The sequence below is a fragment of the Peptacetobacter sp. AB845 genome (assembly GCF_047528295.1).
Classification (GTDB): Bacteria; Bacillota; Clostridia; order Peptostreptococcales; family Peptostreptococcaceae; genus Peptacetobacter.
Genome location: NZ_CP180001.1, coordinates 1 through 19,164 on the forward strand (window position 1 = coordinate 1; position 19,164 = coordinate 19,164).

16 protein-coding genes and 1 pseudogene are annotated in these 19,164 nt (G+C 29.2%); 2 read left to right on the forward strand and 15 right to left on the reverse strand.

The genetic code is table 11. The annotated features are described in order from the left end of the window. Window positions 1-1,923: 1,923 nt before the first annotated feature. The 13 genes and pseudogenes from ACK2WO_RS00005 to ACK2WO_RS00065 form a co-directional block, all read right to left on the reverse strand. Window positions 1,924-2,496: pseudogene (locus ACK2WO_RS00005) on the reverse strand (DEAD/DEAH box helicase family protein); the annotation flags it as partial. Between the two features lie 64 nt (window positions 2,497-2,560). Next, on the reverse strand, window positions 2,561-4,477 hold the full coding sequence (locus ACK2WO_RS00010; protein WP_414698001.1) for a DNA methyltransferase: 1,917 nt from the start codon (window positions 4,475-4,477) through the stop codon (window positions 2,561-2,563). A 344-nt stretch (window positions 4,478-4,821) separates the two neighbouring features. Beyond that, window positions 4,822-5,997, reverse strand: coding sequence for a tRNA uracil 4-sulfurtransferase ThiI (thiI, locus tag ACK2WO_RS00015; protein ID WP_414698002.1), 1,176 nt, complete (start codon window positions 5,995-5,997; stop codon window positions 4,822-4,824). 90 nt (window positions 5,998-6,087) lie between these two features. Continuing rightward, window positions 6,088-7,242 (reverse strand): cysteine desulfurase family protein, encoded by a 1,155-nt coding sequence (locus ACK2WO_RS00020; protein WP_414698003.1) that lies wholly within the window; start codon window positions 7,240-7,242, stop codon window positions 6,088-6,090. A gap of 1,278 nt (window positions 7,243-8,520) precedes the next feature. Continuing rightward, entirely contained in the window at window positions 8,521-8,970 is a 450-nt protein-coding gene (locus ACK2WO_RS00025) for a hypothetical protein (protein ID WP_414698004.1), read from the reverse strand. A 1,872-nt stretch (window positions 8,971-10,842) separates the two neighbouring features. After that, window positions 10,843-11,100: a hypothetical protein gene (locus tag ACK2WO_RS00030; protein ID WP_414698005.1), complete on the reverse strand. Its 258-nt coding sequence runs from the start codon at window positions 11,098-11,100 to the stop codon at window positions 10,843-10,845. Then, window positions 11,093-11,452 (reverse strand): hypothetical protein, encoded by a 360-nt coding sequence (locus ACK2WO_RS00035; protein ID WP_414698006.1) that lies wholly within the window; start codon window positions 11,450-11,452, stop codon window positions 11,093-11,095. Before ACK2WO_RS00035 ends, ACK2WO_RS00030 begins: the two co-directional genes overlap by 8 nt. Before the next feature lie 33 nt (window positions 11,453-11,485). Further along, a complete protein-coding gene (locus tag ACK2WO_RS00040) occupies window positions 11,486-11,830 on the reverse strand; it encodes a hypothetical protein (RefSeq protein ID WP_414698007.1) in 345 nt (114 codons plus the stop codon). Between the two features lie 123 nt (window positions 11,831-11,953). Beyond that, window positions 11,954-12,253, reverse strand: coding sequence for a hypothetical protein (locus ACK2WO_RS00045; protein WP_414698008.1), 300 nt, complete (start codon window positions 12,251-12,253; stop codon window positions 11,954-11,956). A gap of 12 nt (window positions 12,254-12,265) precedes the next feature. After that, complete coding sequence (locus ACK2WO_RS00050) at window positions 12,266-13,567, reverse strand: replicative DNA helicase (protein ID WP_414698009.1); 1,302 nt, start codon at window positions 13,565-13,567, stop codon at window positions 12,266-12,268. A gap of 202 nt (window positions 13,568-13,769) precedes the next feature. Next, window positions 13,770-14,783: a hypothetical protein gene (locus ACK2WO_RS00055; RefSeq protein WP_414698010.1), complete on the reverse strand. Its 1,014-nt coding sequence runs from the start codon at window positions 14,781-14,783 to the stop codon at window positions 13,770-13,772. A 12-nt stretch (window positions 14,784-14,795) separates the two neighbouring features. After that, window positions 14,796-15,095, reverse strand: a complete 300-nt coding sequence (locus ACK2WO_RS00060; protein WP_414698011.1) for a helix-turn-helix transcriptional regulator — start codon at window positions 15,093-15,095, stop codon at window positions 14,796-14,798. A gap of 4 nt (window positions 15,096-15,099) precedes the next feature. After that, window positions 15,100-15,294 carry a helix-turn-helix domain-containing protein gene (locus ACK2WO_RS00065; RefSeq protein WP_414698012.1) on the reverse strand — a complete coding sequence of 65 codons (195 nt, stop codon included), beginning with the start codon at window positions 15,292-15,294 and terminating at the stop codon, window positions 15,100-15,102. A gap of 182 nt (window positions 15,295-15,476) precedes the next feature. Here ACK2WO_RS00065 and ACK2WO_RS00070 point away from each other — a divergent pair, with 182 nt between their 5' ends. Both ACK2WO_RS00070 and ACK2WO_RS00075 read left to right on the forward strand, forming a co-directional pair. Then, the gene (locus ACK2WO_RS00070) at window positions 15,477-16,295 is read left to right on the forward strand and encodes a helix-turn-helix domain-containing protein (protein WP_414698013.1); all 819 of its coding nucleotides are present in this window, start codon (window positions 15,477-15,479) and stop codon (window positions 16,293-16,295) included. Then, window positions 16,288-17,454, forward strand: coding sequence for a tyrosine-type recombinase/integrase (locus ACK2WO_RS00075; RefSeq protein WP_414698014.1), 1,167 nt, complete (start codon window positions 16,288-16,290; stop codon window positions 17,452-17,454). Before ACK2WO_RS00070 ends, ACK2WO_RS00075 begins: the two co-directional genes overlap by 8 nt. Window positions 17,455-17,715: 261 nt before the next feature. On the opposite strand, the gene ACK2WO_RS00080 is transcribed toward ACK2WO_RS00075, so the two are convergent. Both ACK2WO_RS00080 and ACK2WO_RS00085 read right to left on the reverse strand, forming a co-directional pair. Further along, complete coding sequence (locus tag ACK2WO_RS00080; RefSeq protein WP_006440707.1) at window positions 17,716-18,441, reverse strand: amino acid ABC transporter ATP-binding protein; 726 nt, start codon at window positions 18,439-18,441, stop codon at window positions 17,716-17,718. Window positions 18,442-18,466: 25 nt separating this feature from the next. Then, complete coding sequence (locus ACK2WO_RS00085; RefSeq protein WP_178411521.1) at window positions 18,467-19,138, reverse strand: amino acid ABC transporter permease; 672 nt, start codon at window positions 19,136-19,138, stop codon at window positions 18,467-18,469. Between the last annotated feature and the right edge of the window lie 26 nt (window positions 19,139-19,164).

Here is a 19,164-nt window from a genome sequence, read left to right on the forward strand (position 1 = left end):
ATTTTCTTTATTAAAAAATGGCAAACCAAGAATTTTATGGTTATCTGCTAAAAAACCTTTTATATTATAAGAGTTTTTTATTTCTTTTAGGAAACTTTCTTTCCAAGAATCCTGGTCTAATAAATGAGAACCTTTTGGTTCTATATAACCTTGAAGATTTAAAGTTTTATCAAAGCCTTTTTTTCTTAAAAATAATAGGAAGTCAGGTTCAAACCTTTCCCCATCATCAAATGAATATATAGCAAGTTCAGGAACTCTTTCATTTCTTATAATGTAATATTCTAAGTCTTTTTCAATCAATTTTGGTTCTATAACAGATTTAAAGTGTTTTAAGAATAACTTTTCTTCACTTGTTCCGTAGTTATCATTAAATACATACCATTCTTCATTTTCTAAGTCCAACTTATAATCTGTATTTATACAATTGTTTTGAGAATCTCCTTTTCCACCATTTTGATCTATAGCAGATAATTGTATTTTCTTATCTCTTAATACATCTTTAAGCATTTTAGGAGTAAATTCTTTACTGCCTTTATACTTAGGTTTTATTGATGTAATATGGCTAGAAACCTTTGTAAGTGCATGTTTAGTTGCTAAAAATAAATCTTTAGTACTTAATGTATCCTCTGTATACGTTATTTCAAGCCTTGTGTTACCAATATAATTATCAGATATTAAAAACTCTTTTGTAGAAGAAAGAGATGGATATTTAACTTTTAAAACATTAAATCTTAATTCATCAAAACACTCTACTGCTCCAAGTAGTATATTTAAGGGTATTTCTTTAAATTTTAAAGTCTTAATGTTTTCTTTTAATTCATCTTTTGTATCTTCTCCAATTAAATTTACTATTTTACCTTTACCTGATATCGTCTTGTAATGATATATTTTGTTTCTCATACTAGGAATTATTCCTTCAACTTCCTCTCTTTTATCTACTTCTCTTTTATTGGAGAATACTATGGCTTTTTTATAGAAGTCTGTATCTTTAAATTCTTCTTTTAACTGATATTCTAAAACTTTTGGTTCTTCTGCTTGAAGTCCTGTTTCTATTAAAGCTTTTTTCAATTCTGAAATGTATCTTGAATCATTTTTACTATGGAAATACATAGTTTCAAGTATTCGATTTTTATTATCTATATCCATATCATATTTTCTTTTGAATTTAATTTCATCTTCGTTATTAATAACGAAAGGACAATATCTAGCTCCCCTTCCGATTAACTGAGCTTCACTAATTGTATATTTTCCTATCTTACCTGCTTTACCACTTGCTTGTCTTGTATCATATAATCTTACGATATCAAATAAATTTAAAACGTCCCAACCTTCATTTAGCATATCTACTGCAAAAATTATTCTGATTGGGTTATCTAAATCTTCTAATGAATTTACTAATAACTGATTTTCTTTATTATTATCTGATGATCCATTCATAATAATTGAAGTTTCTTCTGTAAATGAATTTTTAATTGAATGTTCAAGAAGTTCTAATGTATCATCTTTCTCTTTAAAGTATAATATGGCTTTAGTTAACACGTCTATTCCAACATTCTCTAAATTAGATATTTCATAACTTGTTACATTTTTTACTTTTTTAAAGAATTCTTCATAAAATTTTTCAGATTCTACTATTTTCTGAGATTTTAACATTACTACAGGTTTTATATTTAGTTTTAAATCCGAAAATAAAAATCTTCTATACTCACTCATAACAAGTGCCATTAAAGTCCTAGTCCATAAATCTGTATCTGTTGCAAAGTTTTGGAAATCTTTTGTATAACCACTTTCTCTGAAAGAAACTAATGGATAGTTAAATACTATTTTATCTAGATATTTATCTTTTACATTTTTATCTTTTAAATCACAAGTTGCAGTAAACTCTAACATTATACTATCTTTATTACTTGTAAGTGCTCTTACTACTGAATATTCCCAGCTCTTAATAGCCTTATCTTCATCTTTATTTAGTTTTTTAGTTAAAGTATTTATATGATGACTTTCATCAGAGATAAATACTATTTTATTATCTTCAAATTCTTTAATTGTTATAGAGTTTTCCTTTACCTCAGATAAATCATCATGAAGCTTTTGAGTTGTTGTAAATACTATTTCTATATCTTCATCAAATGAATTTCCGATAAAATTATCAACTTTTTTTATATTAATTTTATTTCCTAGATATTCTATAATATCATTAAATAAATATTTGCTAGATGTAGGATTTGTAAAGTTTTCAATAGTTTTTTCAACAATATTTTTTTGATTTACAAAGAATAAAAATTTTCTATATCCTTTAGTATATAGATAAAGAATAAGTCCTGCCATAATAACAGTTTTACCACTTCCTGTTGCCATATGAAAAAGTGTGTGTACTTGCTTATTTTTTCTTAATTTTTCATTTTCAAAGTAAATTTGAAAGTTGTTAAAAGCATCTTTTTGATATTCTCTTAGAACTATATTTTTAGATAATCCATTTTCAATAATTTTAGGGATATCCGAATATCAATATTTTCTTTCAAAATATCTATTTTTTCATATAAAAAATGTTCACTCATAGCTAAATCTCCTTATAGAACGAATTTGTAAAAGATTTATCTTCTTCACTAACATTAAACTCTTTATCTTCTATATCTGAGTAATTTACATAAAGTTTATTTTTATCAACTAATTGAATAAGACTTTTTTTCTTTTCTTCTAAATTTAATTCTTTAAACTCATTCTCTGCTTTTTCAAGTTCTTCTGTTGTAATATATGGTACTATTCTATCATCTGAGTATATTTCAGATTTTATATCCGATATATTTTTTTCATCTGCTTTTTGAATTTTTTCAATTAAAATATTAGCATTTTCCATAAGTTCACAGTAAACAAAAGAACCTCCACCTTTCCAATCAACTTCTTTAGAAATTCCACCTTGTTCTCCTTCTATAACCTTTTTCATTCTCTCAACTGTAATATTTTCTATATAGTTCATTTGTTCTATTCCTATATATCTTCTTCCCATTTTGTGAGCTACTGCACAAGTTGTTCCTGAACCCATAAAAAAATCTAAGACTATATCATTTTCTTTTGTAACAGCTCTAATAAGAAATGCTATTACACTTTCTGGTTTTGAATAAGTAAAATCCAAATTTAATTTTTTAAGATGTGAATTTGCATCTTCATTAGTACCTACTCCAATCGCCTTTGATAGATATTGATCATCAATAAATTTTTCCGGTGCCATTATTGTTCCATTAGGGCGTTGGAAACGTACAGAAAACTTATTCGTTTTAACTAAAAAATACGTTCCTTTCTCTATTTCTTCATTAAGCATTTTTTGTCCCCATTTAAATTCTCCTATCAATTTTACTTCTTGAATATTCTTACCATCTTTCACTTCAAAATCATTAGCTATTTCAACTTTATCTAGTTTACTAGCTTTATATTTTCCATCAGGAATATTAAATCTAATTACTCCTGAAGGAAAAGTTAATGAATGAATATTATTACCAGTATTAAGTAATGGTGCATCTCCATTTTCTGTTTCTCTACCTATATATTCAGCAGAAGGAATTTTATTTTTTTCAAAACAAATAATATATTCAACAGAAGATCTGCTCTTTTTCGATAAAGAATTTGGATTATCTGTATTCTTCCAAATAAATGTTTCTACAAAGTTTTCTGAACTAAAAATTTCTTCCATTAGTATCTTAGTCCAATGCATACCATCTTCATTCATATGACAAAAAATGACACCATTATTTTTCAATAATCTTTTTGCAATAAGTAATCTATCTTTCATAAAAGTCAACCAAGTTGATAATTTGAAATTAGAATTGTATTTAAAACTATCAGATGGTTTATTATTACAAAAATAATATGGTGGATCTATATATATACATTTGACTTTTCCTTCATATCTTCTAAGTAAACTTGATAAAGCTATTAGATTATTTCCTTTTATAATTAAGTTATCATCTTCGTTAAAGGTAATATTTTTCTCTACACCATCTTTTGTATATCTTTTAGAATTAGTAAATACCTTTGGTGCTAACATTCTGCGTATTTCATCACCTGCAATTATTTCATTGTAAAAAATTTCTGTTCTCTTTTGATCATCTTTATCCTGCCCACCTTCAAGTACACAATCTTTATATGGAAAATCTAATACTACATCATTAGATTTAGATATAAAACTTCCATCTTTAGTTAAACCAATTTTATTTGTATAAGCAGTATAAGAATCAGGTAAAAATTCTTTAGATTCTATAAACCAAGCAAATTTTTGTTTATCAAAAATAAGTAGCCCATCTACATTTTCAAAGAAAATTTCTTTTATATTTTCATTAGACATTAGAAGTGATAAAAGACTTTTATTCATTGTCATTACATCACTATAAACTTTTGCTTTTAAGATTTTACCATCTTCTGATACATATTTAGTATCTTTTTTTAAAGTATTTTCAACTTCTTTAAAAATATTATTCTCCATTATTTTCCTCCTCAATTTTTCAAAAAAAAATAGATATAAAAATATTTTTTATAAAAATATTTTTATATCTATTTTTTTAACACTATTCATTTTTTTATTTTTACTTATATATATACTTAAATTATGTCTGTCTGTCTGTCTGTCTGTCTGTCTGTCTGTCTGTCTGTCTGTCTGTCTGTCTGTCTGTCTGTCTGAATATTTTCAGTCATAAACATAACTATTTCAACCCCTTTTTTCTAATATATTTACATAATTTTTTTATAAATCAAAAGACTTATTGCTGTAATACACACATATATTAAAAAATAAGTCTTTTGATTTTCTTTATTTTACTGATGTCTCTATTATTCTACTTCGCAAACTATTGTTTCAATAGTTGCCATAGCACCTTCTATAAGTGCTTCTATATCTAGTTTCTCTTCTGATTTTTCTATTCTTTCTAACTTAGGTTTAGTTATAGGTTTCTTAGGAGCAAATACACTACAGCAATCCTCTTCTGGAACTATAGAGATATCATAAGTACCTATTTCCTGAGCTATATCAATTATATCTGATTTATCCATAGCTATAAGTGGTCTAAATACTGGTAAACTACAAACTGCATTAGTACAAGTTAATCCGTATATAGTCTGAGATGCAACCTGTCCTATACTTTCACCTGTAACTATAGCCTGACAATTTCTCTGCTCTGCTAATCTCTGAGTTATCATCATCATAAATCTTCTTGAATGTATAGTAGTTTCTTCTCTATTTAATTTTTCAGTTATTTCTTTTTCTATTTCAAGTATATTACAGCAATGTACTTTTATTGGTCCACAGTATCTTGAAAGAGTTCTCGCTAAATCTAATACCTTTTCTCTAGATCTTTCACTAGTGAATGGATATGTGTGGAAGTGGATACATTCTATATCCATACCTCTCTTAGCAACCATCCAAGTAGCTACTGGACTGTCTATACCTCCTGAAAGAAGAGACATAGCCTTACCTGCAGTTCCCATTGGCAGTCCACCGTAACCTGGTACAGAGTCTGTATAAACCATTGTATTTAACTCTCTGTATTCACATCTAACCTTAACTTCTGGATTTCTAACATCAACTTTTATTCTATCCTTAACATTAGAAAGTATATATCCACCTATGTCTATACTCATTTCCTGAGATGTAAGTGGAAGAGATTTATCTCCTCTTCTTGATTCAACTTTGAAAGTCTTAGCACCTTCTTCTATCTTCTGTTCTATTAATTTTAATGCTGTAGCTTTTAGTACATCGTAGTCTTTTTCAGCTTTTATCCCTGGACAAACTCCAACTATACCAAATACTTTTCTAACTTCTTCCATTACTTCTTCATAATCGTCGTCGTTTACATCAACATATATTCTTCCGTATTCTTTGTAAACATTGTATTCACCTAGTGGTTTAAGCATATTTTTTATATTTTTTATAAGCTTATTTTCGAAAAGGTATCTATTTTTTCCTTTTACTCCTATTTCCCCGTATTTAACTATTAATATATTGTACAAATCGGCACCTCTTTTCAATTATTTTCTTTTAATTTTTTATTATCTTCTCTAAATTTTATTATTCTCAATATTTTTCTAAAATATCTAAAACTATCTTCTTATTCTTATTATCTTTCTCAAATCTTCCACAGAGTCTTTTAATATCTCTACAGCCTTAACTACTTCTTCCTCTGTGTTCATATCAGATAAACTAAATCTTATAGCTCCTTCAATCTGATTTGGAGTAAGTCCCATAGCATTTAATACATGGCTACCCTTTTTCTTTGATGAGCAAGCAGAACCTGTAGATACATATACTTCTTTCTGTTCAAGATAATGTAAAAGTACTTCTCCCCTTACATCTTCAAAAGATACATTTAATATATGACAAACCCCATCTTCTGGAGAATTTATCTTTATTCCATCTATATTTTTTGATATTTCTTCTTTTAAAAGATTTTTTAATGAATCCATTTTTTCTATAGAGCCATTTAAATCTGAAAATAACTTAGATATTGCAGCTCCCATACCGTATATTCCCGGAACATTTTCAGTTCCTGATCTTAAATTACTTTCCTGACCTCCACCAGTCATAAGCGGTTTGAAATTATTTCCATCCTTTATATACATAAATCCAATTCCTTTTGGTCCATGTATTTTATGGGCACTAACACTCATAAAGTCTATATTGTATCTAGACGGTCTAAAATCTACTTTACCATATCCTTGAACTGCATCTACATGGAAAAATACTTTATTCTTTCTATTTTTTAGAAGATTACCTATTTCTTTTATCGGTTGAATACTTCCTACCTCATTATTTACAAACATAACACTCACTAAAATAGTATCTTCTCTAAGACTTTTTTCTAAATCCTCTACACTTATCTTTCCTTCAGAATTTACAGGAAGATATGTAACTTCAAACCCATCCTTTTCTAAATCCTCTAAAGTATTTAAAACAGATGGATGTTCTATAGAAGTAGATATTATATGGTTTCCACGCTGTTTATTAAGATTTGCACAACTTCTGATAATCATGTTGTTGCACTCTGTACCTCCAGAAGTAAATACAATCTCCTTCTCTTTAGCTCCTATAGTCTTAGCTATATTTCTTCTTATTTCTTTTATATTTTTTTCTATTTTCATACCCATTCTGTGTGCTGCAGATGGGTTTTCATAGTCCTCTGTAAGTGCTTTAACCATACTATCAACTACTTCTTGATATGGCTTTGTTGTCGCACTATTATCTAAATATATTCCCATTAATAACACCTTTCCTAGCTTAAAAAGTATTTAAACATATATCATTTAATTATAGCATATTTTTGAATTTTAAAGTACATGATTCTTATTTTTATTACTATATATATAAATTTTATAACATAAATACTGATAAAAAGGCGAATATTTCTTCTTATTAAATTCATTTTTATTAAAGTTAAATTTTTAACTATTTTATCTGTATTTTTTATCATTTTTTATTATCTCTAATAATAGATTATTATAGATAATTTTTCTTTTATAGAATTAACCCTTTCTTTTCTATGATTAAAAATATGTTTAAATTTCAACATTTTAACATAGAATTCATATTTAATGCAAGAAAACGTTAATATTGTATACATTATTATAAGAATATACTATTTGCTTTTTATAGTATATAGATAAATACAATATTAAATTTTTTCCTGCCTAATTGACAAATTTATATTTATTAAACTTTATAATAAATATTCATTGATTTTTTAATGATTTTTTGTTAAAATTTAATTAAGGTTATCCCCCTGGTAACCCCAGTTAGTTAATATATCTATTCCCAGTACCCTTTCAAAGGGATATATTTTATGTTTATTGAATTTAGTGTGAAGATTACGGAAGTTTTCACACAAGGAAAAAGAAGCTTACCCCGAGCTTCTTTTTTCATATCTACTATTTTGTAGATACATTGGAAACACTGACTTTCAAGGTCGGTGTTTTCTTATTTTTTGTACTTTGTAACTCAATTGTAACTCAATTCAAAATGTAACTCTTTTGTAGCTCAATATTATCCGAATTTAAACGTTAGCAATTGTTAGCTTTTTCGGGTGTTACTTGAAGTAACTTCTAAAATCGGTTTAGCCGACTTTTAAACTCGATAACATTTTGTTATTGGGTTCTTGCTGCTATTCGCTAAATATATAATTATGGGGTCATTACTACATAGCCCATATAAAAGGGTATCATTACTACATAGCCCCTTCTAAAAATGCGTATAAAAAAAGAGGGGCGAACCCCTCTAAGAAATTAATTCTTTGCCTTCTTAACAAAAATCTAATACAAAAGAAAAATTGTCTATACTCATTATATCACGTTTAGCATTGATATATTCCGCGACTTTTTCACCTATATATAAAAATATGTTAGGTTTTGTTAGGTTTTATATTATGATAGCTTGAAACGTCCTATCATCTCCAATATTTCAAACCTTAGCAATTATTAACATATTAGCGACTAATATATCACAAGCTCCGGTATATAAAATTGTTATGCTGCAGCTTGATATTATATTTCAATAGTCAATTCATTGTGTATTCGCGTTATATCCTGGTATACTTCATTTAGATCCTCTAATGCTATATTCAACTTTTTCTGTAGGTGTCTTTCACAATATCCAAAACGCATACATATAGCCGTCCAACTCATCTTTTGAAAATATCTACACTTGATTAATTCCCTTTCTAATTCGGGTACTATTTCAAGTAAATCCTCAACACGTTTTATTCTTAGCTTTAATCTTGTTATTTTACCTTCTAAAGCCTTTTCTTTATCAATGTTATGTATCGCTCCTTCACTTGTAGAGTCGCTTATATACGAATCTTGAACTCTTTCCCTAATATAACAAGCCTTTATATTTGAGCCTTCACTTTTGACGGCTTCTAATTCATTATATAAAAGCCTTAATTTAGCTTTTAGACTATTATATTTTTTTAATTCGTTTTTTATATCGTCCATTCTTACACCCCCAAGAATAGAATATCAAAATATTATATCACTTTTTTATATTATAACATTATACCGCGTGAATATATGATATAATCCACTATTTTATTGAAAAGACAATTCAAAGCCCATTCAATCCCCATTATTTTATTCACCACAATTTTGTGGTCAGCAAAACGAAACTTTTCGTTCTACTCTTATGCGTTTATTTTCGCGACGAAACTTTTCGTTCCCAATTTTGGTATCGCTCCGGGTTCCTGTCGTACTTTTTTGTCCAACTGTAAAAACTGCGCATAATCCATAAAACACGCAGTTTTTTTGAATACGTTGGAAATACTGGCTTTCACCCCTCACTTTAAAAGATTAAAATTTGATAAAATCACATAGTTAAATATAAATTAATATATATTTGTATATCCTTTTATTTTATTAATCATTATCTATAATACACTTTATATACTTAAAATAGCCCGTATTCGCTTCTATAATATTCTATATACTTTTATATACTTCATTTGCGCACTTTTTACCCGTTCAAAATTTGAACCGGTGAAAATTCTACACGGGTGCAATTTTTACACTAGTTACACATTAGCTTGACGGTCAAGATTTTGGCTGTCAGATTCTAATAAGTGCAATTTTTACACTAGTTACACATTCGCAACTAGTAGAGCACTTTTTTGTGCCCTTCTAATATTTCATTCCCCAAATTTGGGGACACCCCCTCAGAAATGATATATATTTCAAAATTAGTATTGTTTATACTCTCTAAAGTATTGGAAACACTATATAAATTAGTATTGTTATTAGGTTCGCTTTTTCTCTTTGAGCATTGGAAACACTTGATAAATTAGGTTCGCTTTTAGGTATGTTTGTACTTTTGCCCCTGGTGGCTCTGTTTTATCGGTCAAGCGACCGAATGCAAAAACGCACCTGGCGAAAATTCTTTAAATACTTTTTCCCTTTTTGCCGTTGGGGTGGTCGCTTTTCTCGGTCGGTCGTCCGGTCGAAAAATCGCACCTTGCCGAAAATTTCCCCGGGGCTATCTTTTTATATAATTTTTTAAGGAAAAACTCTTTTATAGAAAAACTCCGAAAAACTCTATTTTTATAGAAAAACTTCGGGAAAACTCCACTAATACGGCTTTGTATTTGCCATTCTAAGCCCTTGAAAATACTTCATCTTGTGTTTATACCTTTAATATTTTTTAGGTCGTTTTTTCGGTTGCTCTTTTTTAGGGTGTCAAAAAAGTCAGCATACTCTTTTTTTAGCTAACGAAACTTTACGTTCGCCACAATTTTGTGGTCAATCATTCCCTTTTTTAGGGAGTCCGAAAAGTCCGGATACTTCTTTTTGTTAGCTTGTGTCGATGGAGTCCTGAATTGGGATTTCATCTCTATGTTATTTCATCACAACCCATATATCTCAAGGCTTCGGGTGTTTTGCCGGAATCTTTATATTTCAAGGGTTGCACTATTTCGATGCAGTCCATATATTTTTCTAATTGTGGTAATTCGCCACAATCCCTATATTTCAAGCTTTTACCAAAAAGGTACAAGCTAAATATAAACTACCTTTTCGGTACTTTTAATTTTAACATTTCGTTATAATAGCTAAATTTCAAGGCTTGTCGTGTTTCACGATAAGCTAAAAATATCTAACGTCGCAAAATACGACACTTGTTTATAACTTTTTTCCACTTTTGGAATAAAGTTATAACTGTCGCTCTTTTTTAAGTAATAGCCCGTAAAAAAAATTTACACCCAAAAGCCAATTTTGGCTTCTGCTCTTTGGTTGAACTTTTTTGTACAACCAACACATAAAAAAAGGAAGTCGCGTTTTGCTACTCCCTTTTAATACATTACATTTTTCTTTAATAATTTATTAAAAATCTAAATCAATATCTAAATCAAAATCCATATCTAAATCAAGCCCCGGAATATCTAAATCCATTTCAAGCCCTGGTATATCGTCCATATCCGGAATATCTAAATCCATTTCTAAGCCTGGCATATTTAGATCCATATCAAGCCCCGGTATATCGGGAATTGAAAAATCATCACTTTTTAAAGCCTCGTCAAAGTCTTTGAACATTTCATCTAGTGCCGAAACGTCCATTTCAAATGGGTCTTTTTTATTCATCTTTTACACACTCACTTTCTTTATTATCTAATAGTCTTTTTAATTGTTCCCGTAACTCCATACTAGCTTTGAACCCTTGCATAAAATAATATTCTTGTATATCGAAAAAAGCGCCGTCAATTGATTTTCTTAATGTGTCGACTTGCTGCCATTGATTTTTCAATTTTAATAAACATTCTTCCTGGCTCTGTTCGTTTGATAGTTCTAATATTTCATCTATTCTTTTATATCTTTTATGCAGCATATCAACGTAATTATGCACCTTTTCAACTGTCTTAAATTGGTTTATATCGTCAAATCTATTTTCATCTAACAGTTTATAAAATATTTCAAGTATATTGTTTTCATTCATTTTTCTACACCTCTATATAAATTTAATCATTTTTTATTCGTCTTTTGCACATTCTTTTAACTTCAGCTGCTCCTGTATATCCATATTAGCTTTGAAACCTTGTATAAAATAGTATTCAGCCACTTCATAAAGCCCCTTTATAAGATATATATTTGCGTTTCTATGGTAATCGCCTTGTAATAATGCGTCCCTTAAAATTCTTTCAACTTCTTTCTTATCCTCACATTCAAAAGTTTCATAGTACTCTTTCATCAAAAGTAAATTTAAGTCATAAAGCATTTCAGTTAATTTAAAATTCTTTGGGTTAGGTATCTTTATTAATTCGTTGTTTATAAGCCCGTCATAGTATTCTTTCGCTTTTTCTTCAATAGTTGTCATTTTCTCCACCTCTTAAAAAATTTGATTTTATATATAGGGTGTAATATACTTGTAGTTGTTTGAATGGTGTATATCACACCCATATTTTTTTATAATTGAGTCGGGTTTTTCCTGGCTCTTTTTTTATGCTGCTATTGGCATTTTTGTTATAAATATATTCGCTTTTTTATCGTTTTTTAGTCTTATTTGGCATATATCACCTATAACCCAAATATCCTTTATATCTAAAATTTTCAAACTGCAGCTTATACCATTTTTCCCTATTATCTCAAGCTCTCTAATATCATTTATAGCTATTATAAACAAGTCAAATGTGTTTCTTAATTGGTAACTTTTAAAGGTATCAACTACCACATTCGAACCGCTCTCAAGCCATTTTATAAGCTCGGGTATTATTAATTTAATCTTTCTTTCTGTACTCAAATTATCACCCCTTTATAATCTTTTTAGCCCGTCGTTATCATACATTTTGAATTGAGGGCGGATAAATGTTATAGGCTCGATACCCGTAGCGCCGTTTCTGTTTTTATCCAATTTAAACGCATATACACTAGTTGATTTTTTGCTTTTATTATTTTTTATGATATTTTCAATTGCTTTATCATCTACACCGCCAACACTACTATATACAAATTTTAATTCTTCTTTATCTTGTAGATCGTGCAAGTATATAACCGCGGTCGCGTCCTGGTACACTGTCGCCGACTGTCTGATTACATTTTCGCCGTGTGGTATCCCTTTAAAGCTATTATTTAACTGTACAAGCGCCATAACGTGGCAATTATATTTTAGTGTCATAGTTCGTATATTTCGCGATATATTAGCGATTATTCTTTCAGCATTTTCTAGCTTTGAGCCGTCCTCAGCACTCAAAAGCTGCAAGTAGTCAATTACTACTAAATCGGGCTTATACTTTCTAACTAACTTAATAATATCCGATATTTTGGTACTGTCATTATCTATTAATAATTTCCCTTCATACTCTCCCAGGTATCCACTAGCATTTACAAACTTTTTCCAATCATCAGCCGTAAAATCCTTGTTTCTAAACTTCATTGACGGTATTTTTGAAACCATTGTGGCGAACCTGTCGAATACATCAACGTCGGTCATTTCCCTTGATATTATTAATACTTTCTTTCCTTGCTCTAGTACATTCAAGGCTATATTTAGGGCTAATGTTGTTTTACCTACTCCCGACTTAGCGCCGATTATTGTATAATCCCCAGGCTTTACACCACCTATATTTTTATCAAGTAGACTATAACCAAATTTGGTTTGAATATCAGTATTTTCTAACCTATTCATAGACTTTTCAATAAGTCTGTTAATATCGTTTATTCCGTCGTTTTTGCACTCTATTAGCCTTTCTAACTTGTCATTCAATTCAATTATCGGGCTTTCTAACTCCGCCCCGTTTTGAATTTTTTCCACACTATCAACTAAGTAACTAACACATTTTCTTTTTTTCTCCAATTCTTCTAATACCTTGATAGTTTTGTTTAAATTATATTTTGATAACGTGCACTCTGTAACAAATTTAGTTAATTCTGAAAGAGTAGTTATATTGAGGTTGTACGAAGGTTTCTTCAATTCTTCCATTAATTCCGCGATTGTTACGTTTTCTATTTGTTTATGTGCAGCTTTGAACCCTTGTATTATTATTTGTTCGGTATCTGTAAATAGTGATACTGGCATTATATCAAGGGCTTGTTGTGTTTCGGGTTCTAATAACATTAGCCCGATTATATCTTGTTCAGCCGTTTTATTTTTTAAATTATCCATTTTTATATTCTCCTTTCGTGCAGCAAGATTTTTATCAAAAGCCCTAAAGCCGTTTAAATCGATTTTAAGGCTTTTTTGTTTGTTAGTAGTGTAAATTATCATTAAGTATATAGAACGTATATTCTAGGTATCAAATTTTAAATATTTTTGCTATTTATTGATTATTCGTTTCCCCTAGATTTATTTTTATAATATCCTCAATCGATAAATCAACGTCGGTATCTTCTAAATAACTTTTATTAGCTTGTTTTAGTGTATAGCTATTATCATTTTCCATTTGACTATATATTTCGGCGAACTTGTCAGCGCCGTTTTTAGTTGTTCCCCTTAGGGCTCCGGGGCTTGCTATATTCTTTTTCCAAAAGTTAGAACTGTTACTATCTCCGTTGAATATCCAATCAATAACATTTTTTAGATCCTCCAAACTTCTTTCGTCTTTTCTCAAGATTAAATCAAAATCTTTACTCCACTTTTGAAGGTCGGGTTCTTTTGTCTTTGGTTTTGCTTCTAGTACATACTGATATAATTCTTTTGATAATTGATACTCAATAGAACTTTCTTCAAATACCTTCTTTGGTTTCTTCCTCTTGCTGCTAGTAGTCTTTTTATTATCACTTTTAAAAGCCCCTGGGGGCACGTCTGACTTTTTAAAGTCTGACATAGTACTATTCTTTTTAATATCTCTTTTTAATAATTCTTTTTTAGATGTATTGTGATTAGTACTGTTATTAGTATTGCAATTAGTATTGTCAACACCTTCCAAACCATTGGAAATACTATATAAATTAGTATTGTCATTAGTATTGTTATTGGTATTGCAATTAGTATTGTCATTTTCTGATGTTTCATCGTAATAGACTGACGTATAAGCATATAAAGATTCGATACCTTTTTTTGTTGATTTTTCAATGCATTCAATTATATTTTTACTTTCAAAATACTTCATAATATTTTGAGCCTTCCACCTAGAAAAACCTAAATCTTTTATAATGCTAGTATAGGAAATTCTAAATAATCCTTTTGGCAACTCTCCGCTTAATCTTTGAAAATTCTCTTTTCTTGAAATGTAGTGATTGAAAATAATTAAATCCTTATCAGTTATAGGGTCTAATTTTAAAATCTCGCTATTAGTTTTATAAAAAGGCTGCTTTTCTTTATATCCTGGCATAAAAACCACCGCCTAAAACTGCGCCCCTATATGATTATTTATCCAATCCCACACCTTAGACTTTAATATATAAGTACGACACCCAATATGAATACAAGGGAAATCGGGTTCTTTACAAAACTTTCTTATTGTGTACCGTGAAAATACACTTTCTTGTTCTAGCTGCTTTATTGTTATTAATTCGCTTTTATCTAATTTGGGCTGCTGTAATATTTTATAGCCTTGCTGCTTTTCTAACTCTTTCTGCTCAGCTTCTTTATAATTCTGAAAAGCGCCGTCAATAGTCTGTAATAGCTCTTTTTCGTGTGTCATTGTTTTATACCTCACTTTCTTTTATTAATTCTTCAACGGGTATCTCTAGCGCCTGGGCTAGTTTTTTATAAGTTGATAGAGTTACATTTTCAATTTCTCCTCTTTCTATTTTTCCAATAGTAACCGCAGAAACCCCGGAAATTTCTTTTAATTTCATTTGTGTTAGATTTCTTTTTATTCGTTCTAATTTTAAAGACATTTCTTTATCACCTCTTTTATCATAATTTTTATTATGATTTAATTTATTTATCATAATAATTATTGTGAATATATTCTAAACCACAATTATGGTATTCGTCAAGCGACTTATCATAAAAATAATTGTGGTTTTATTTTTTTTACTGAGTTATAATAAAGAAAAATCAATGAAAGGGGTTTAAAATGAGCAAAGAAAAAATAATGACAAAAAAAGAAATTGAAGAAACTAATAAAAATTACTTATTAAATTTATTTGATTACGAAGCATTAGAAAAGAAAAAATTAATAAAAAATTTAGAAATAGGTTCTGAGGGTTTTATAATAAAAAATTTAAGATTAAAGAAAGATTTAACACAAAAAGAATTAGCAAAGGAAACAGGTATATCAGAAAACACAATATATAACTATGAAAATGGAAAAACAAATCCAACTAAAAATAATTGGATTAAGGTAACTAACTTTTTAGAAATAAATCCAAACTTTAAAGAAACAATATCCATTATGATGTTCATCAAAGCTCATAATTTGAACGAACGAAGTAAAGAAGTTTTTTCAAAAAAAGATGATATTGAAAAACTAGCCGAAAAAATTAATACTTTTGGCGATGATGTATTTAAAAAAATTCTTCTTCCTTATTGCATAGTAGAAAGAAAAATGAGAGTTTTTGAAATAGATGATTTATTGAATGGATATAATCTATCCAAAAATAACTTAAAATATAATATAGAATTAAAAAATCTAAATTTTTTAGAAGAAAAAGAAACAAAACCTTATTTTGTTATAAAAGAAAACGAAAATAATAGTGGTTATGCATTAACAATAGATGAATATATAAACGAATTTTTGATACCATTATCTAACTTTTTTGACTGTATTAATAAAAATATGCGTGATATTAGAACGGGAGGATACGAAGATAAAGAAGATATTTACGAAGAAGAATATAAAATACTATTAAATAAAATAATAACAGAAAATAAAGAGGGTGGCTCTGATGAGTAAACGCGCCAACGGTGAGGGCTCTATTACCTTTTATAGCTCTCGTAATTGCTACAGAGGACAATTGACTATTGGAATTGATGAAAAAGGAAAAGCGAAAAGAAAATCATTTTATGGAAAAACCAAAAAAGAAGTCAAAGAAAAAATGGATAATTACAAGCTTTTAAATCCTATTGGTGCAGCTGCTATAAACGAATATACAGTTGCGACCTGGTTCAACTATTGGATATGGAATATTAAAAAAAGAGATATTAAGCCGACTACATTCGCCCGTTATGAGTCCGTTTATAGAACACATATTGAAGGCTCTGAAATCGCTAATATCCCGTTATACAAGCTAAAATTGAATAATATACAAGCCTATTATAACAAATTATTAGATAACGGAACACCTATTGCAACTATCAAACAAATTAACAGTAAATTAAAAACGTGTCTTGATAGTGCCGAAAAAAATAACTACATAGAGAAAAATTATTGTAAGTTGGTTGAGATACCGACCGACACAAAAGATAAAAAAATTGAAGTCTTTTCTGTGGATCAGCAAAAACAATTCGCCGAAACTGTAAAGGGTCATAAACTAGAATTATTATTTTTAACTGCTCTTTGTACGGGGTTACGTATTGGCGAAATATCGGGGTTAAAATGGTCGGATATAGACTTTGATAATCATACATTAACAGTTAATAGAACCGTTGAACGTGTGGCTCTATTCGATAAGGACGGGAAAAGACACTATGAAACAATAGAACAAACACCTAAAACTTCAAACGGCTTTCGTACTGTTCCAATAGTTAGCTATATATTTAATAGGCTATTAGAACATAAAGTGCAGCAAGACGCAATCAAAAGAGAAATACCTAATTTCAACGAATATGATTTGATTTTCTGTGATAAGAAAGGGTATTATCTTAATCCCAATTCTATTGGTGGGGCATTTCATCGCATACAAAATAAAATGAATATACCAAAAGATGAACATATAAAATTTCACGGTCTAAGAAAAACATTTGCGACTAGATTATTTGAAAAAGGTGTACCACCAAAAACGGTTCAAACCTTGCTTGGTCATTCTGATATTGAAATCACATTGAATATATATACTCAAGTTATGGAAAATAAAAAAGTAGAAGCTATTAATGAACTTGAAAGCATATTCTAGCTTCTACCTTGTAACTCAATTGTAACTCAATTATTTTCAAAACGTATCTGTTTTTATACTTTTTGAAACATTTATTTTAATTATGTTTATTGAAATTTCAACGTTTTATAATTTTATAACTTCGGGGTTTCTATAGTGTGTAGACTACCCCGAGCTTCTTTTTTCATGCCTATAATTAAAAAAAAGAAGGATAACATCTTTAAATGCTATCCTTCTAGGCTGATTTTATATAATTAACTCAAGAGAGTAATTAAGCAATCCTTAAGATAATACTTTTGCAAAGAACTCTTTTGTTCTTTCATGTGTTGGATTGTTGAATACTTCTTCTGGAGTATTATCTTCTATTATTTTTCCTTCATCTACAAATATAACTCTATCTGCTACTTCTTTAGCGAATCCCATTTCGTGAGTTACTATTGCCATAGTCATACCATCCTGTGCTAGTTCTTTTATAACTTCAAGAACTTCTTTAACCATTTCTGGGTCAAGTGCTGATGTAGGTTCGTCAAATAGCATCATATCAGGCTCCATAGCAAGTGCTCTTGCTATAGCAATTCTCTGTTTCTGACCACCTGATAACTGTGCTGGATAAGTATCCTTCTTATCGTAAAGCCCTACTCTTTTTAGTAGAACTTCTGCTTTCTTTTCAGCTTCTTCTTTGCTCATTTTTTTAAGAGTTATAGGAGCTAGAGTTACATTTTCTAGTATTGTTTTGTGTGGGAAAAGATTGAAGTGCTGGAACACCATCCCTATGTTCTGTCTTACTTCATCTATATTTGTATTTTTATCTACTAAGCTTTTTCCTTCGAATATTATATCCCCTGATGTAGGAGTTTCTAAAAGGTTCATACATCTTAATATTGTACTTTTACCTGATCCTGATGGACCTATTATAACTAGTATTTCACCTTTTTCAATTTCTAAATCTATACCTTTTAGTACCTCGTGGTCACCAAAAGATTTATGTAAATCTTTTATCGTAATCATAATTCTCACTTTCCTTTATCTATAATTAATTTGATGCAGCCATCTTCTTTTCAAGAAGACCAACTAGTTTTGATAGAGTAAATGTTAATACGAAGTAGATTGCCGCTGCGAAAAGATATGGGCCAAAACTATCGTATGTAGCATTTTTAACTGTATTAGCAGTAAACATTATGTCGATTACTCCTATGAATGATAGTATTGCTGATTCTTTTACTAATGAAACAAATTCATTTGCTAATGATGGAAGTATATTTTTAACTGCCTGAGGAACTATTACGTGTCTCATAGTTGCCCAGTAGCTAAGCCCTAATGATCTACTTGCTTCCATCTGACCTTTATCTACTGACTGTATTCCAGATCTCATTATCTCTGCTACATATGCACCAGAGTTTATAGATAATGCAAAAGCACCTGCTATAAAGTCACTTGGGATTCCAAATAAACTTGGGAAATTAATTCCAACCTGTGGAAGTCCGTAATATATGATTGATAACTGTACTAAAAGTGGTGTATCACGAATTACTTCTATATATATTGTTGATAATGCTTTGAATATGCCATTTTTTGACATTTTAGCTAAGCAAAGTATAAGCCCTATTATAAAACCAAAGAATAATGCTATAAATGATATTTCTATAGTTGTTAATGTTGATTTTATAAAGGTTGGTAAATATGGTCCTACAAAATCAAAACTCATGTTATATCTCTCCTATCCCCTTACAA